We start from the raw sequence: 17,350 nt of genomic DNA, 5'->3' as shown, positions 1-17,350 counted from the left end.
TCTTTACTTTAAAAAATTACTTTCTACGACGAGACTTCTTGTTCCCAGAACCTTTACCTCCTTGTTTCTTAGATAAACCTGTTAACGGTGAAAGTTCTCTCTTACCGTAAACCTCGCCTTTCATAATCCACACCTTAACACCCAATCTACCATAAGTAGTGTGAGCTTCCTCTAGAGCATAGTCAATATCTGCTCTAAATGTAGACAAAGGAATTCTACCTTCTTTATAAGCCTCAGATCTTGCCATTTCAGCACCATTCAATCGTCCTGAGATTTGAATTTTAATACCTTCAGCATTCATTCTCATAGCCGCTGCAATAGCCATTTTGATTGCACGTCTGTAAGAAATCCTGTTTTCGATCTGACGAGCGATACTCGCAGCAACCAGGTTGGCATCAAGCTCTGGTCTCTTGATCTCAAAGATATTGATCTGAACTTCTTTGTTAGTAATTTTCTTAAGCTCCTCTTTTAGCTTGTCTACCTCCTGTCCGCCTTTACCAATAATGATACCAGGACGAGCGGTGGTGATAGTAACGGTTACAAGTTTAAGAGTACGCTCTATGATTACACGTGATACGCTAGCTTTAGATAAACGAGCATGGATATACTTTCTAATCTTATCGTCTTCGGCTAATTTATCGCCGTAGTCGTTACCTCCGTACCAGTTAGATTCCCATCCTCTAATGACACCAAGGCGATTTCCTATTGGATTTGTTTTTTGTCCCATTGTCTACCTTAACTTTGCGTGTTATTATTAGCTCCAAGCACGATAGTTACGTGATTAGAACGTTTTCTAATTCTGTGTGCTCTACCCTGAGGTGCAGTACGAAGTCTTTTCAACATACTACCACCATCAACTTTGATCTCCTGAACGATTAGATCTGCGTCTTCAAGACTAGCATCTTCGTTCTTAGCCTGCCAGTTTGCAATAGCCGATAGCAATAACTTCTCTAAACGACCTGCAGCTTCCTTCTGGCTAAACTTCAAAATAGCAAGTGCTTTTTCAACTTTCTGACCTCTTACTAAATCCGCAACTAAACGCATTTTTCGAGGTGAAGTCGGGCAGTTATTCAACTTAGCAAAAGCTAAATTCTTCTTAGCATCTTTAATTTGCTCTGCTCTTTCTCTTTTACGAACTCCCATAGCCTCCTATTATTTTTTTCCTTTATTTTTTGCACCAGCATGACCTCTATAAGATCTTGTAGGTGAAAATTCTCCTAACTTATGTCCTACCATGTTCTCTGTTACATATACAGGAACAAACTGACGACCATTGTGAACCGCTATGGTTTGACCAACAAAGTCCGGCGTAATCATAGACGCTCTAGACCATGTTTTAATGACCGTTTTCTTTCCAGACTCTATATTAGCTTGAACCTTCTTCTCTAAACTATAGTGAACAAAAGGTCCTTTTTTTAATGAACGTGCCATCTCTTAATACTTTTATTTCTTTCTACGTTCTACGATATACTTGTTACTAGCCTTTGTCTTAGAACGAGTTCTATAACCTTTAGCTGGTAAACCTTTTCTAGATCTTGGGTGACCTCCTGAAGCTCTACCTTCACCACCACCCATTGGGTGATCTACAGGGTTCATCACAACCGGTCTAGTTCTCGGTCTTCTACCTAACCATCTGCTTCTACCTGCTTTACCAGATACTAACAATTGATGATCAGAGTTAGATACAGCACCAATAGTAGCCATACAGTCTGCTAACACCAATCTGGTTTCACCAGATGGCAACTTAACCACTGCATACTTACCTTCACGTGCCATCAACTGAGCAAACGCACCAGCTGAACGCGCCATTACAGCACCTTGACCAGGACGTAACTCGATACAAGAAATAATCGTACCAAGCGGCATATTTCTCAACGGCATAGCATTACCGATTTCCGGAGCTGACCCAGCACCGGAAACTACAGTTTGACCAACTTGCAAACCGTTTGGAGCAATGATGTATGATTTCTCACCATCCGTATATTGCACCAATGCAATAAATGCAGTTCTGTTAGGATCGTACTGAATAGACTCTACAGTAGCCTCAACACCTGTTTTAGCTCTTTTAAAGTCAATCACACGATACTTTCTTTTATGACCACCTCCTAAATAACGCATGGTCATTTTACCTCTGTTGTTTCTACCCCCTGATTTTTTTATCGGAGCGAGTAAACTCTTCTCCGGCTTATCAGTAGTAACAGCATCATAACCGTTAACTACTCTAAAACGCTGACCAGGAGTAACTGGCTTTAATTTTCTTACTGACATTTCTTAGTCTTTCTTAAATATTACTATATAAATCAATAGTATCTCCTTCCGCTACTTGAACAATCGCCTTCTTTATAGCATTGGTCTTCCCATGCTGAATTCCAGTTTTTGTGTAACGTGTTTTTCTTTCAGGACCGCAATTCATAGTACGAACTTTTTCAACAGTCACCCCATAAGTACTCTCAACAGCTTCTTTAATCTGAAGCTTGTTAGCTTTTGGGTTAACGATGAAACCATAACGATTATTCAATTCGCTATCAGCGGTCACTTTTTCCGTAATAATTGGTTTAATCAACACACTCATTTGGCTTCTTATTTACTTAAGTTCGACTCAATTCCTTCTAAAGAACCCTCTAAAAGCACTATACTGTTAGCGTTAACAATCTTGTAAGTACTTAATTCTGAGCTAGTTACAACTTCAGAGCTCTTTAAATTGCGTGACGACAAATATACATTATTATTTGTATCACCCAACACAAACAATGATTTTTTACCGGCTAACCCCAAAGCATTCAAAACGTTAGTGAAATTTTTAGTCTTAGGAGCGTCGAAATTAAAATCTTCTAAAACGATTACAGATTGCTCTTTTGCTTTCAAAGTAAGCGCAGATTTACGAGCTAATCTTTTTACGTTCTTATTTAATTTTTGTGTATAATCTTTTGGTCTTGGTCCAAAAATTCTACCTCCACCTACAAATACAGGAGACTTGATACTACCTGCTCTCGCAGTACCTGTACCTTTTTGCTTCTTTATCTTACGAGTACTTCCTGCTATCTCAGCTCTTTCTTTAGACTTGTGAGTTCCCTGACGTTGATTAGCCAAGTAACGCTTAACATCTAAGTAAATAGCATGATTGTTAGGCTCTACACCAAAAACCGAATCAGAAAGTGTTACTTTTCTTCCGGTTTCTTTTCCGTTTATATCTAATACTGCTACTTCCATTACTTCTGAATGATTACATAACTGTTTTTATGTCCAGGAACACAACCTTTAACAACGATAAGGTTCTTTTCTGGAACTACTTTCAATACCTTCAGGTTTTGAACTGTTACTTTTTCTCCACCCATTCTTCCAGCCATTCTCATTCCTTTGAATACTCTCGCAGGATAAGAAGCTGCACCAATAGAACCAGGAGCTCTAAGACGGTTATGCTGACCGTGAGTAGCTTGTCCTACACCAGCAAAACCATGTCTCTTAACAACACCTTGGAATCCTTTACCTTTTGACGTACCTGATACGTCAACAAACTCTCCTTCTACAAAGTTCTCTACCGTTACGGTATCACCTAATTTATAATCGCCTTCAAAATCTTGGAATTCAACAACTGCTTTCTTAGGAGAAACACCTGCTTTTTTAGCATGACCTAACTCGGCCTTGTTAGCACGTTTTTCTGCCTTGTCATCGAAACCAAGCTGAAGAGCTTCATACCCGTCAACCTCTTTGGTTCTGACTTGGGTAACTACGCATGGACCAGCTTCAATTACTGTACACGGTAAGTTTTTACCGTTTTCGTCGAAGATACTGGTCATACCAATTTTCTTACCAATTAACCCAGACATAATTATTATTTATTAATATTACTTATTTACAAAACTTCAGGGCTGAAAAAAATACGATCAACCCTGAAATCCATTTTTTCTCCGTTTTTCCCTTGCACAAAGCTCAGGACATGTAAACGATTCTTTAAATCGTCTTATGTATTATCACACCTTGATCTCTACCTCAACTCCACTAGGAAGCTCTAACTTCATAAGAGCATCGATAGTTTTTGAAGATGAACTGTAGATATCTAATAATCTTTTATAAGAGCTCAACTGAAACTGCTCTCTAGATTTTTTGTTTACGTGAGGAGAACGCAACACAGTAAAGATCTTTTTATGAGTTGGTAAAGGAATTGGCCCCGTAACAACCGCTCCAGTAGTTTTTACTGTCTTTACAATCTTCTCAGCAGACTTATCTACTAGATTATGATCGTATGATTTTAATTTAATTCTGATTTTTTGACTCATCTTTCTAATAATTAAGCGTTAACTCCTTTAGCATTCTTAATCACTTCTTCAGCTATATTTGAAGGAGTCTCCGCGTAGTGAGAAAATTCCATTGTTGAAGTTGCTCTACCAGAAGACAATGTTCTTAATGAAGTAACATATCCGAACATTTCCGATAACGGCACCTCCGCCTTAATAACCTTAGCTCCCGCACGGTCACCCATACTATTCACCTGACCACGACGACGGTTAAGGTCACCTACAATATCACCCATGTTTTCCTCTGGAGTTAACACCTCCAATTTCATGATTGGCTCCATAAGTACAGCACGTGCAGCTTTAGCAGCAGCTTTGTAACCCATTTTAGCGGCCAATTCGAATGAAAGTGAATCTGAATCCACCGGGTGGAAAGAACCATCTTTAAGAGTAACCTTCATAGCATCCATCTCGAATCCAGCTAAAGGACCATTTTTCATAGCCTCTTTGAAACCTTTTTCTACAGACGGAACATATTCTTTAGGAATGTTACCACCTTTGATAGTGTTTACAAACTCAAGACCTATTTTACCTTCTTCGGCAGGCTCCATTGTAAATACAATATCAGCAAATTTACCACGACCACCAGATTGCTTCTTATAAACCTCTCTATGATCTGCAGAATTAGTAATAGCTTCTTTGTACTCAACCTGAGGCTGACCTTGGTTAACTTCTACCTTAAACTCACGTCTAAGACGATCAACAATAATATCTAAGTGAAGCTCACCCATACCAGAAATAATAGTCTGACCTGAAGCCTCATCAGTTTTAACCTGGAAAGTTGGATCCTCTTCAGCCAATTTAGCCAAAGCAACACCTAACTTATCAACATCTGCTTTAGTCTTTGGCTCAACGGCAATACCAATTACCGGATCAGGGAAGTCCATACTTTCTAATACGATAGGATTCTTCTCATCTGACAAAGTATCACCAGTCTTAATATCTTTAAACCCTACAGCTGCACCAATATCTCCTGCTTCGATAAAATCGATAGCATTCTGCTTGTTAGAGTGCATCTGATAAATACGGGAAATACGCTCTTTTTTACCTGAACGCGTATTCAACACATACGAACCTGCATCCAAGTGACCTGAATACGCACGGAAGAATGCTAATCTACCTACGAAAGGATCGGTAGCAATTTTAAATGCTAACGCAGAAAACGGAGCCTTAGGATCCGGCTTTCTTGTAATTTGCTCATCCGTATCAGGGTTTGTACCTACGATATCATCCTTATCCAATGGAGAAGGCAAATATCTACAAACACAGTCTAATAAGAACTGTACCCCCTTATTCTTAAATGAAGACCCACAAACCATAGGTATAATACTAAGGTCCATAACAGCAGCTCTTAAAGCAGCGTGAATCTCATCTTCAGTTATTGAACTCTCATCTTCAAAGAACTTCTCCATTAAAGACTCATCATATTCAGCAACAGCCTCTATTAGCTCCGCTCTATACTGATGAACCTCATCTTTCATTTCAGCAGGAATCTCAACCACATCAAAGGTAGAACCGAAGTTATCTTCATGCCAAACAACCGCTCTGTTCTTAACAAGGTCAACAATACCTTTAAAATCTGCTTCATCACCGATAGGTAACACGATTGGCACCGCCTTAGAACCTAACATCTCACGAACCTGCTTACACACATTCAAGAAATCAGAACCTTGACGATCCATCTTGTTAACAAACCCCATACGAGGCACCTTATAGTTGTCAGCTAATCTCCAGTTAGTTTCTGACTGAGGCTCAACACCATCAACTGCACTAAATAAGAAAACCAACCCGTCGAGTACACGCAATGAACGGTTTACCTCTACAGTAAAATCAACGTGTCCCGGAGTATCTATAATATTGAAACGGTATGCATTTGCATCCGCAGTCGGCTTACCATTCTCCATTGGAAACTGCCACTCACAAGTTGTAGCCGCAGAAGTAATCGTAATACCTCTTTCAGCCTCTTGCTCCATCCAGTCCATTGTAGAAGCACCATCGTGCACCTCTCCAATTTTATGAGAAACCCCTGTATAGAATAAGATACGCTCCGTCGTTGTTGTTTTACCAGCATCAATGTGAGCAGCGATACCTATATTTCTTGTATATTTTAAATCTCTTGCCATTTTATTCTAGTTGTGATGTTAAAATCTAAAGTGAGAGAATGCTTTATTCGCTTCTGCCATTTTATGAGTATCAACTCTTTTCTTAACTGCAGCACCTTCCTCCTTAGCAGCAGCAAGGATTTCTGAAGCTAATCTCTGAGCCATTGATTTCTCGTTACGCTTACGCGCATAACCAATCAACCATTTCATAGCCATAGAAACTTTTCTATCTGGTCTGATCTGCATAGGAATCTGAAAAGTAGCACCCCCAACACGACGACTACGTACTTCTACGTGAGGCATCACATTAGATAAAGCATCCTTCCATAACTCTAAAGCAGTTTTTTCATCATCTTGTTTTTTCTGATCAACGATATCAATCGCATCATAAAAAACCTTGAACGCTACAGACTTCTTTCCATCCCACATTAGGTTATTTACAAAACGAGTCACTAGTTGATCGTTAAACCTTGGATCTGGTAAAAGAGGTCTTTTTTTCGCCTGTCTTTTTCTCATGTCTTGTTCTTAAAAGGTTATTACTTTTTGTCTTTTGGGCGTTTTGCACCGTATTTTGATCTACGTTGCGTTCTACCTTCTACACCAGCTGTATCTAAAGCACCACGAACAATGTGATACCTAACACCTGGTAAGTCTTTAACCCTTCCGCCTCTTACTAATACTATCGAGTGCTCTTGGAGGTTGTGACCTTCTCCAGGGATGTATGCATTCACCTCATTACCATTTGTAAGACGAACCCTTGCTACTTTACGCATAGCTGAGTTAGGCTTCTTAGGTGTAGTGGTGTAAACACGCGTACAAACCCCTCTTCTTTGAGGACACGAATCCAAAGCAACCGATTTACTCTTCTTAGTAATCTTGGCCCTTCCTTTTCGTACTAATTGTGAAATTGTTGGCATAATTTACTTTACAAAAATTGTTTAAATTGTTAAAAGCCTCTTTTTAGAGGGTGGCAAAGGTAGAAATATTTTCCAACAATTCAAATCCTAAAACATTAATTTTCAATAAAGTTCCTTTTCATGTGAATTGCAAAACCGAAGCACCTCAATCTATTATTACCCAAAACAGCGCATCACCGAACCAAACACCATCTTGAAAACACAAAAAAAATCTCTTCGAACACCTTCGCTACAACATTCAAGATAAACCAAGGACTTGAAAGACAACTATTTACAATAAAAAAACATAATTAAAAAGCAAACACAAGCACCAAACCACTCAAACAAAGGATATTGAAATTAAAATTATTTAATTTTCTAACATTATATTTAACATTTTAACATTTATTATGTTAATTTATCAAAATATTAACAATAAAAAAGCGATAAATATAAAGAATAATCCTGATTTTTATAGTTAGAAATCAAATTATTAAATCATGGGAACAAAATTAAGCAAAGTTATATTGCTAATCATTTCATGCATGACATATATCTCCTTTGCGCAAGAAAAAACCATCACCGGTACTGTTACCGATGATTTCGGATCACCCTTACCTGGTGTTAATGTTTTGATTAAAGGAACTACCACCGGTACGCAAACCGATTTCGATGGTAATTACACAATTAATGCTAACGTAGGTCAAGTTCTGGTCTTCTCCTATGTAGGCTTAACGACCGTCGAACAAACAGTTGGAGCCTCCAACCAAATGAACGTCCAACTACTCGCCGCAGCAGAAGAACTCGAAGGAGTCGTAGTTACCGCCCTGGGTATCCGAAGAGAAAAATCCTCCGTAGGATCTGCCACCACAACCGTTAACTCGGAAGAAATCACTGAAGGTTCTCAAACCGACATTTCAAACGCTCTGAAAGGAAAAGTAGCAGGTGTGGTTATCTCAAACGCTTCTACCGATCCGGGTTCATCCTCAGGTGTTATCATAAGAGGTTTTAGTACCCTGGGAGGATCAAACCAGCCACTATATATTGTAGATGGCGCTCCTATCAATGATAACACAAACTTTTCCAACGACCTTAATGGAGGGTTCGACTTCGGACGAGGCTCAGGGGATATCAACCCCGAAGACATTGAATCCATTACCGTATTAAAAGGTGCATCCGGTACAGCTCTATATGGTTCAAGGGCAGCAAACGGGGTTATCATTATAACCACCAAACGCGGTGAAGCAGACAAGCTTAAAGTAGATTTTTCAACGAGTGTCTTCTTTTCAGATATGCTTAGAGCTCCTAAATACCAGGAAGATTTTGGTCAGGGTTGGGACGGGCAACATTTCCTAATAGAAAACGGTTCCTGGGGTCCAAGATTTGACGGCCGTGTAATTCCCTGGGGGAATATCGTTGACAATGCCCAAAAAATAAAACCATATAAATTCCAGGAAGATCAATTACGAAATTTCTTCGATATCGGAAACTCCCTCATAACGAACGTTGCAGTTTCCGGGGGTAAAGGAAGCACCACCGGTAGAATTTCATTTTCCAATTCTACCAGCGACGGTATATACCCTACAGAAGCGGATGCCTTCGAAAGAAACACACTTTCCTTAGGGTTTCAATCACAGGTAGACTACTTAACATTTGGAGGTACGCTTAATTATGTAAGCACCGACGGTAGTGCTGTTGCTACCGGACAAACATCTTCTGTTTATAACGACCTAATGCAAATTCCTACCGATTTTGATATCACGGAATTCAAAGATTATATTAACGATCCTTTTAACAACGTTTCCAATTACTACACCCCTTACGGAATTACAAACCCTTACTTCAGTTTAAATGAAAACGGAAGTGACTATAAAAAGGAAAGAATATACGGGTCACTGGATGTGAGCGTAGATTTTAACGATTGGTCAAGATTCACATACCGATTAGGTCTCGACCAGTACAGTGATTATTTAAAAATCTGGACTCCTATTATAGATGCAGAACCAGGAAGTCCAAATGATGGATCCAGTACAGAACAACCAGGTTCATATGGTGAAACCATTAATTTCGTAAAACAAATTAATCACGATATCCTATATAATATAGACCTTGATCTAACCGAGGATTTAAACCTTCAATCAACCATAGGATTCAACTACAACGAACGATACATTAACAGCTCTAACGCAACCGTATCTTCTCAGGACATTCCAGGGTTTTATGGCTTTACCAACTCAGCGAGCTCACCCGTAGTGAACTCCACAATTAGCAAAAGGCGACTGGCAGGACTTTATAATAGCACAAGTCTTTCTTTCATGGATATGTTATATTTAACAGTCAACGCAAGAAATGACTGGTACTCCACCCTTCCCGAGGAAAACAGATCTGTCTTTTATGGAGGTATCAATACCAGCTGGGTTTTCACAAGAACCTTCGAACCCTTAAAAAACATATTCAGCTACGGTAAAATAAGGGCTGGTTATGGAGAAACAGGTGTTGACACAGGCCCATACCAAATACTACCGGTATTTGTTGCAGGCTCTATAGACAACCAGGGTTTTAGAACACTACAGTTCGCAACCGGCGGCCTGAATGCTTTTGAGGTAGGTAACAGAGCCGAAAATCCAAACCTTGAACCTGAACGAAGAAAAGAGTTTGAAATCGGAGCGGAATTAGAGTTCTTTAAAAACAGAATCGGAATAGACTTTACCTACTACGATGCGAAAGTGGAAAATCAGATCTTAAGCCTTCCACTGTCTCCATCTTCTGGTTATACCAATCAAACCGCAAATATCGGTACCATCTCCAATAAAGGTATTGAAGCCTTATTGCGAATAGATTTTTTCAAAAACATAGACGGGTTTAACTGGACAACTACCTTCAACTACGGTACTAACGACGCCATCCTGGAAACCTTAGATGAACGTATCGATCAGGTAGCTCTGGGAGGGCTTAGCACCACCTCACTTATAGCTAAAGAAGGAGAACCATTAGCGCTACTGGAAGGTAGCGTTCCATTAAGAGACCCTAACGGAAATATCGTTGTAGACAATAATGGTGTTCCAATTGCCTCCTCCGTTAAAGAAGTCTACGGAGACACCCAATACGACTATACGTTAGGTATATCGAATGAATTCTCATACAAAGGTTTATCATTTGGATTTACCTTCGACATTCGTGAAGGAGGACTCATGTATTCAAGAACGGCAGAAATCACAAGGTTTACGGGTAACTCTATTACCACGGTCATCAACGACAGACAACCTTTTATCGTTCCTGGATCAGTGAGACAACTTGAGGATGGCACCTATGTGGAAAATGACATCGCAGTAGATACTGAACATATGGACGATTACTACAGAGCAACAGCCCTCGATAGAGAGAATGTGATAGAAAAATCATTTATCAAGTTGCGTGAAGTTACCCTTGGCTATAGATTCCCGGCCAAGGTTATCGAAAGAACCCCACTAGACCAGCTATCCATTATCATAGTTGGAAGAAACTTATTATTATTTACTCCTAAGAGTAATCAATATATAGATCCAGAGGTCTCTACCTTCGGTACCGACCTTAATAGCCAGTTTGGAGAATTCAGTGCCAACCCAAGTACAAGGAGTATTGGAGTCACTTTAAAAGCTAGCTTCTAATAAAGAATTATAAAATTGATAAAAATGAAAACATTATTAAAAATATTATTTTTCTTCGTTCTGGTGGTATCTTGTAAAGATGAGTTAGACATTAACACCAATCCTAACACACCTGCTGAAGTTGATAAAAGATACATCCTTACGGCAGCTGAAGGTTCATTAGCCACCATAATGGGCGGAGACCTTACGAACCTGGGCGGCTTCTTTGCCCAATATCACACGCAGGCACCGAGTGCAAGTCAATATCTAAATATAGACACCTATAATATAAATACCGACTATGCGAACAGACTATGGTCAGAGTTATATGCAGGTTGCCTAAATGACTTAAACTACGTTATTAATGCTTCCAGAGAAGAAGGCGAAACAGGTTCCGTCTTAATCGCAACTGTTTTAAGAGCCTACACCTTCCAGGTCTTAACAGATCTATTTGGAGATGTCCCTTATACAGAAGCCTTGCAAGGAAATGACAATATTACACCAAGTCCTGACGCAGGAGAATCCATATACCAAAGTCTAATCTCTGAGATCAACAGCGCCAAGTCCAACTACCTGAACAATCCTGTTGAATCGACCGTTGGCCAACAAGACGCAATTTATGAGGCTGATATGGATAGTTGGGTTCAATTCGCCAACACCCTTCTGTTAAAATTACATTTAAGAATGGCATACACCTCAAGCGCCAACCCTTCAGCGGTTAACACCTTATTAGCAGACGACAACTTTTTAACCTCCGATGCTATGTTTGCAGCATACGATGGAGAGATTAATAAGAGTCATCCTTTTTATGACGTACAAATAGACCGACTCGGAGACGTTAACAATGTTGCCAGTAATTCTTTGATGCAGTTTTACCTGATTCATTCAGACCCAAGGATCAGTTCCGTATACAGATTAAACAATGGTGCAGCCTTCAGAGGACTGGACCAGGGCGATCGGGAATCTTTTGTCAACGATCAGGCACAAGACTTTTCAAGACCTAATATAGAACCTCAAACTCCTGTTTACTTCATGACTGTCGCAGAAAGCAACTTTTTACAGGCTGAAGCCCTGATAAGATATTCAGGAGGAAGTGGAGCAGACGCTAAATATAATACCGGGATCGAAATGTCATTTATGACATACGGACTCAGTCCGGCCGATGCTCAACCTTTCATTGCTGCCGGCGGAGATTACGAATATGTTGCGAGTGGAGACATCGAAACTGCAGTCAGACAGGTAATGGTTCAAAAGTGGGCCTCCCTCGCCTACATCAACAACATTGAAGCCTTTTTCGAAGTCAAACGCACTAAGTACCCCGAAACTGTAGCTCCTGGAGCTCAAGACTATAGTATAGGAAATCTTATTTCGTCAATAAACTCAATACTTCCGGGAACACAAACGCCTAACTCAATGTTTTACCCAGATAGTGAGGTTACCAGGAACCCTAATTTGGTTCAGAAATCTTCATTATTGGAGAAAGCATGGTGGGATCAAAAACAAGAATAAAGCTATTTAAAAACAGAAGTCATGAAGATTTATATGAAACAAATAATAACTCTAATAACCGTTGGGATTATTGCTTTATCATGCTCAGAAAAGTCGCCTATCAAGTCTAACATTACCTATTATCCCACCTTCGAGGTGATTGACGGACCTTACATAATTACGGAATTAGGATCCGGTTTTACGGATCCCGGGGTAATTGCAAATGAAGGCGAAAATGAAATCCCTGTATCCGTAACCGGTTCGGTAGACCCAAACACCGAAGGATTTTATATTCTGGAATACTCAGCGACCAACTCGGATGGATTTTCAGCAACCACGACCAGAAACGTGATCGTAACCTCATCAATCGATGATGTGTTAAACACCGATCTAAGCGGCACCTATTGGAGAAGTAATAATCCGGACAGAGCCGCAGAAGTCACGAAAGTTGCCGATGGCTTTTACAATATAACTGACGCCTTCCCGCCTAATGGTATTGCTGTTGTCTTTGGACAAGTAAACGGCACCACATTAGTAATCCCTGAACAGTCTTCTGTTTTTGGAAGTGTAATTGCAGATGAATATACCGATCCGCAAACAAGCGCTTTCATCATAGACGATGCTACCATAGGATGGAACATGAGAGTCGGTGGATTTGGAGTTTTTGGCATAGAATTTAACAAACAATAAAGATCAATAGAGTCATGAAAAAGTTTCTTTTTATAGCAATCACAATAGTCACCTCCACGCTCTGGATTTCATGTAATGATGACGAAGGGTATGAGGATTATGATAATTTCGAAGCCGTAACCAAAGACTTTAACGGTGATTGGTTCATCATAGGATACTTCCCTGACGGGTCGATTGCCTACGGCGGAGGATATGTCTTATACACCACCTCCAATACGGCTGCTAATGATGAGAATTTCTGGATTGATGACCATGGAGCATTTTTCGAAATTAAAACTACCGTTCAAGCCGACCTGGATGACCTGGTGTTCTCTGGTCCTGAAAATGCACCAGAACTCATTACTGGCGGAACCGTCACCGTGAGTAATGGAAAAATCATTAAAAATGGCGGACGAGGATCAGCCACAGGAACTGTAGTTGACAGCATTTATTTTGAAGCCGAATTTGACTGGGACCCCGGTACTGTATATCAATTCGGAGGACACAAAAGATCCGGTTTCCTGGAAGACGAACATTAAAATCATCTGACGAACGATTTAAAAGCCATTCGCAATCCGAATGGCTTTTTCAATTTACACAAACATCCCATTATAACTTCTGCACAAAATAACCTATCGGAATAACCCACTAAGATCGAGCCCAAATTGCTCAAAAACCGTTACCAAAAACAGACCAGTCGCCCACGATTCAGTGGTTGAATTATTGCTAAAATTTAAAGTTTTATTAAAATTAAAATAACAATTCAATCATAATTAATCAGTTAACCTCATCAACAGAACAGCAAATACAACCCCAAAAAAAAGAACGCTTTCACCAAAATCACATTAACATCTCATTTTCAAACACTTAACTAAATAAAGACAACCAACACTTGTAACCTTCCCCCTAACCTCAATAAAAAAATTAATAATCTCCAAACAGAAAGCGTTTTACATAAAAGTCAGATACAGACTACAAACATGTCTGAAAAAAACACAGATTTAGCTTCATTTTAAGATGTAATTAACAGATTTAAGAAAAAAAAGTTGGATTTTTAACAACATTTTACCACTTTTGGCATCGACTAATTCAAATAATTTTACAAATGAGAACAAAGTTTAGTGGATTACTAACGCTATTCCTAGCGTTAGCGGTGCAGGTCGTTCTTGCACAAGAAAAAACGATCTCAGGTAACATTACAGACCAAGACGGTCTTCCGTTACCTGGCGTTAACATCCTAGTCAAAGGTACTTCTAATGGTACTCAGACAGACTTCGATGGAAATTATTCAATTACTGCGTCTACAGGAGAAGTATTGGTATTCTCTTATGTCGGAATGAAAACGACAGAAAGATCAGTAGGTGCTTCCAGCACTATTAATGTACAGTTAGAAGTTGCTGCAGAAGAACTGGAAGGAATTGTAGTAACAGCCTTAGGTATTAAAAGAGAAAGTCAAAGTATTGGTTTCGCTCAACAATCCGTTAAAGGTGACGACCTGGTACAAACCAGAGAAACAGACATTAGTAACGCCTTAGCAGGTAAAGTTGCCGGTGTTCAGTTTGTTGGTGCTCCAAGTACAGGTTTTGGTAACTCTCAAATTAGATTAAGAGGTAATTCAAATGTACTTTATATCGTTGATGGTATTAAAGTAAATGCATCTTCAGACATTAACACTGATGACATCGAAGAAATGTCTGTGTTAAAAGGTGCAGCTGCAACAGCACTTTACGGACCTCAAGGTATCAATGGTGTAATTATCATAACTACCAAAAAGGCCAAAGAAGGTGTAAGTTCAGTTACAGTAAACCACAGTTCTACGATTGAAAACGTTTACCTATTACCTGACTATCAGAATGAGTACGGTGGTGGTTACAGCCAGGACTTTAACACATTTACCTATGACCCTTCACAACACCCTGCAAGCTGGGCTTCTTTCGACGGTCAGCAAATGGTTGAATATTATGCAGATGAAAGCTGGGGACCAAGAATGGAAGGACAAATGGTTCGTCACTGGGATTCATGGATTGTAGGTGATCCTGAATTTGGTAAGCTTAGACCTTTTTCTCCAAACGGAAGCAACGTTAAAGATTTTTACCAGACTGGTTCTGTGAACAACACTTCTTTAACATTTGCTAAAGGTGGTGAAGATTATTCAATTAGAGCATCGATCCAGAACATCGACAGAAAGAGTGTTTCTCCAAACTCAGACAGAAACACGATCCAAGGTACCGTAAATGCTACCTTTGATATTACTGAAAAGTTAACTGCTTTTACAAACGTTAACTATCAGTTAAGACAAACTAAGAACTTCCCTGATAATGGGTATGGTAACTTAGGTTCAAACTTTAACCAGTGGTGGCAACGTCAGTTGGATATCGACAGATTGAGAGATTATAAAAGAAATGGTGAATTCGTTTCTTGGAACATCAATAGTCCTACCAACACCAGACCTCTTTTTTGGGATTCTCCTTTCTTCGAAGTTTATGAAAACTTAAACTTCCAGGATAAAAATGCATTCTTTAGTAAAATTGGGATGTCATATGAATTCACAGACGACTTTAATGCGTCAGTGGAAGTAAGAAGATCAATGAACACTTATGAATCAAACAGCCGAACTGGTTTTGGTGGACTAAGCGTTGAAGGTTATTCTGAAAGCGAAAGCACAGATAGCTTAGATGAAATTTTTGGTATCGCAAACTACGATACAGATCTTACTGATGCAATCGACCTTTCTGCCAGTGCAGGTTTCGAGATCGGTACATTTAACTACAAGAGCATCAATGCAAACTCTGTAGGTGGATTAACTACTGAAGGTTTTTACAGCTTAAATACATCTGTTGACAGACCTAATGTATCTAGCTACAGATCTAAGTCACAAAGAAAATCAATGTTCGCAAAAGCGTCTTTAGGTTTATTCGATGGTATCCTTTACTTAGACGGTTCAGCTCGTTTAGACTGGCAGTCTACTGCTTACGAAGAGGACAACAGAGTTGAAACTTATGGAGGTTCAGCGAGTTTCATCTTCAGTAAATTATTACCTGAAAACAACGTTTTAACGTTTGGTAAATTAAGAGCGAGTCTTGCTCAGGCACCTAACTTCCCAGGTGTATATGCAAACTCAGAAACTTACGCTGTAGGAACTCCTTACGGCAGCTATGGTGCGTTAACAACAAGATCATCTTACCCTAATCCATTCCTAAGAGGAGGTGTTAGAGAAGAATTAGAACTTGGTGGTGAAGTTCAGTTCTTCAGCAACAGAATCGGTTTAGATTTCACTTATTTCGAAAAAACAGATAGTGAATTACCTGTGCCGATTTCTCTTGATGGTTCTACAGGATACAGCTCTACAAGAGATAACCAGGGAGAGCAGTTCTATAAAGGTATCGAAGTTGCATTAAATGTTACTCCGGTTCGTACAGAGAACTTCTCATGGGATATGTCATTCAACATTGCTACTTTAAATCGTTATGTAAATAAAATCGCTGACGGTGTTGATGTAAACGTTCTATCTTCAAGCTGGAGAGGTATTCAATTACAAGAAAGAGTTGGAGAAGAATGGGGAGCTATTTACGGTAGAGCATACCAAAGAGACGACCAAGGTAGAATCCTTCTATCTAGTACAGGTAGTCCTCAATACGATACCAACCAATATTTAGGTAATGTATTACCAGACTTTACTGGGGGTGCATTCGGTACGTTACGTTATAAAAACTTTAGTTTCCAATTTAGCTTTGACTTCCAGAAAGGTGGTAAAGTATTCTCTGTTACGAGAATGTTCAACAACTACTCTGGTTTAGGTGCTGAAACTGTTGGAAACAACGCTTTAGGAAACCCGGAAAGGGATGCTATCGTAGGTTCAGGTGGATGGTGGTACACACCAGCCGCAGATGCTGGAGCTGATTCAGGTGGTATCTTGATCGAAGGTGCTGACGTTACCACAGGAGAGCCGGCTTCATATTATGTTGAAGCTCAGACATACTGGGGACGTTTATTCGCTCTTCACGAAAGATGGTTATACGATGCATCTTATGTAAAACTTAGAACTTTACGTTTAGACTACTCTATTCCAAGTGCCTTTATCGAGAAAACTCCTTTCTCTGATGTTAATTTAGGGGTATTTGCTAACAATGTATGGTTAATAGATTCTGCTATCCCAGGTCTAGATCCTTCTGAGATAGAAACGGCAAACGGTGTAAACTGGACAGAAGGTGGGCAGTTGCCTAACACCAGAAGTTTCGGTGTGAACGTAAAATTAACTTTCTAACATAAAGCTATAG

At 39.6% G+C, this 17,350-nt stretch carries 16 protein-coding genes; 5 read left to right on the top strand and 11 right to left on the bottom strand.

Annotated features, from left to right (window positions below; all coding sequences use genetic code 11):
- Positions 1-16: 16 nt before the first annotated feature.
- The 11 genes from rpsC to rpsL all read right to left on the bottom strand — a co-directional run bounded on the left by rpsC (position 17) and on the right by rpsL (position 7,311).
- Positions 17-727 carry a 30S ribosomal protein S3 gene (gene rpsC / locus BM361_RS11205; protein ID WP_038260797.1) on the bottom strand — a complete coding sequence of 237 codons (711 nt, stop codon included), beginning with the start codon at positions 725-727 and terminating at the stop codon, positions 17-19.
- An 8-nt stretch (positions 728-735) separates the two neighbouring features.
- Positions 736-1,143 (bottom strand): 50S ribosomal protein L22, encoded by a 408-nt coding sequence (gene rplV, locus BM361_RS11200; RefSeq protein WP_038260794.1) that lies wholly within the window; start codon positions 1,141-1,143, stop codon positions 736-738.
- A 9-nt stretch (positions 1,144-1,152) separates the two neighbouring features.
- Positions 1,153-1,431, bottom strand: a complete 279-nt coding sequence (gene rpsS / locus BM361_RS11195) for a 30S ribosomal protein S19 (protein WP_038260791.1) — start codon at positions 1,429-1,431, stop codon at positions 1,153-1,155.
- A 12-nt stretch (positions 1,432-1,443) separates the two neighbouring features.
- On the bottom strand, positions 1,444-2,268 hold the full coding sequence (rplB, locus tag BM361_RS11190; protein WP_038260788.1) for a 50S ribosomal protein L2: 825 nt from the start codon (positions 2,266-2,268) through the stop codon (positions 1,444-1,446).
- A gap of 13 nt (positions 2,269-2,281) precedes the next feature.
- The gene (gene rplW / locus BM361_RS11185) at positions 2,282-2,572 is read right to left on the bottom strand and encodes a 50S ribosomal protein L23 (RefSeq protein WP_074978886.1); all 291 of its coding nucleotides are present in this window, start codon (positions 2,570-2,572) and stop codon (positions 2,282-2,284) included.
- 8 nt (positions 2,573-2,580) lie between these two features.
- Entirely contained in the window at positions 2,581-3,210 is a 630-nt protein-coding gene (rplD, locus tag BM361_RS11180) for a 50S ribosomal protein L4 (protein WP_038260782.1), read from the bottom strand.
- Positions 3,210-3,827, bottom strand: a complete 618-nt coding sequence (rplC, locus tag BM361_RS11175) for a 50S ribosomal protein L3 (RefSeq protein WP_038260780.1) — start codon at positions 3,825-3,827, stop codon at positions 3,210-3,212. Before rplC ends, rplD begins: the two co-directional genes overlap by 1 nt.
- A 144-nt stretch (positions 3,828-3,971) precedes the next feature.
- Entirely contained in the window at positions 3,972-4,277 is a 306-nt protein-coding gene (rpsJ, locus tag BM361_RS11170) for a 30S ribosomal protein S10 (protein WP_007094989.1), read from the bottom strand.
- A gap of 11 nt (positions 4,278-4,288) precedes the next feature.
- Positions 4,289-6,415, bottom strand: a complete 2,127-nt coding sequence (gene fusA, locus BM361_RS11165) for an elongation factor G (RefSeq protein WP_038260777.1) — start codon at positions 6,413-6,415, stop codon at positions 4,289-4,291.
- 18 nt (positions 6,416-6,433) lie between these two features.
- Positions 6,434-6,910: a 30S ribosomal protein S7 gene (gene rpsG, locus BM361_RS11160; RefSeq protein ID WP_038260775.1), complete on the bottom strand. Its 477-nt coding sequence runs from the start codon at positions 6,908-6,910 to the stop codon at positions 6,434-6,436.
- 20 nt (positions 6,911-6,930) lie between these two features.
- On the bottom strand, positions 6,931-7,311 hold the full coding sequence (rpsL, locus tag BM361_RS11155; RefSeq protein ID WP_038260773.1) for a 30S ribosomal protein S12: 381 nt from the start codon (positions 7,309-7,311) through the stop codon (positions 6,931-6,933).
- A gap of 524 nt (positions 7,312-7,835) precedes the next feature.
- On the opposite strand from rpsL, the gene BM361_RS11150 reads away from it, so the two are divergent.
- The 5 genes from BM361_RS11150 (at position 7,836) to BM361_RS11130 (ending at position 17,337) form a co-directional block, all read left to right on the top strand.
- Positions 7,836-10,937 (top strand): SusC/RagA family TonB-linked outer membrane protein, encoded by a 3,102-nt coding sequence (locus BM361_RS11150; RefSeq protein WP_083425936.1) that lies wholly within the window; start codon positions 7,836-7,838, stop codon positions 10,935-10,937.
- 24 nt (positions 10,938-10,961) lie between these two features.
- Positions 10,962-12,425, top strand: a complete 1,464-nt coding sequence (locus tag BM361_RS11145; RefSeq protein ID WP_074979057.1) for a SusD/RagB family nutrient-binding outer membrane lipoprotein — start codon at positions 10,962-10,964, stop codon at positions 12,423-12,425.
- A gap of 33 nt (positions 12,426-12,458) precedes the next feature.
- Positions 12,459-13,094 carry an immunoglobulin-like domain-containing protein gene (locus tag BM361_RS11140; protein ID WP_051413338.1) on the top strand — a complete coding sequence of 212 codons (636 nt, stop codon included), beginning with the start codon at positions 12,459-12,461 and terminating at the stop codon, positions 13,092-13,094.
- A gap of 14 nt (positions 13,095-13,108) precedes the next feature.
- Positions 13,109-13,612: a lipid-binding protein gene (locus tag BM361_RS11135; RefSeq protein WP_074978882.1), complete on the top strand. Its 504-nt coding sequence runs from the start codon at positions 13,109-13,111 to the stop codon at positions 13,610-13,612.
- Between the two features lie 566 nt (positions 13,613-14,178).
- Entirely contained in the window at positions 14,179-17,337 is a 3,159-nt protein-coding gene (locus tag BM361_RS11130) for a SusC/RagA family TonB-linked outer membrane protein (RefSeq protein ID WP_074978880.1), read from the top strand.
- The last annotated feature ends 13 nt before the right edge of the window (positions 17,338-17,350 follow it).

The sequence above is a fragment of the Zhouia amylolytica genome, from assembly GCF_900116365.1.
In the GTDB taxonomy this organism is placed as follows: domain Bacteria; phylum Bacteroidota; class Bacteroidia; order Flavobacteriales; family Flavobacteriaceae; genus Zhouia; species Zhouia amylolytica.
This window is presented reverse-complemented; position numbering and strand designations above follow the sequence as displayed.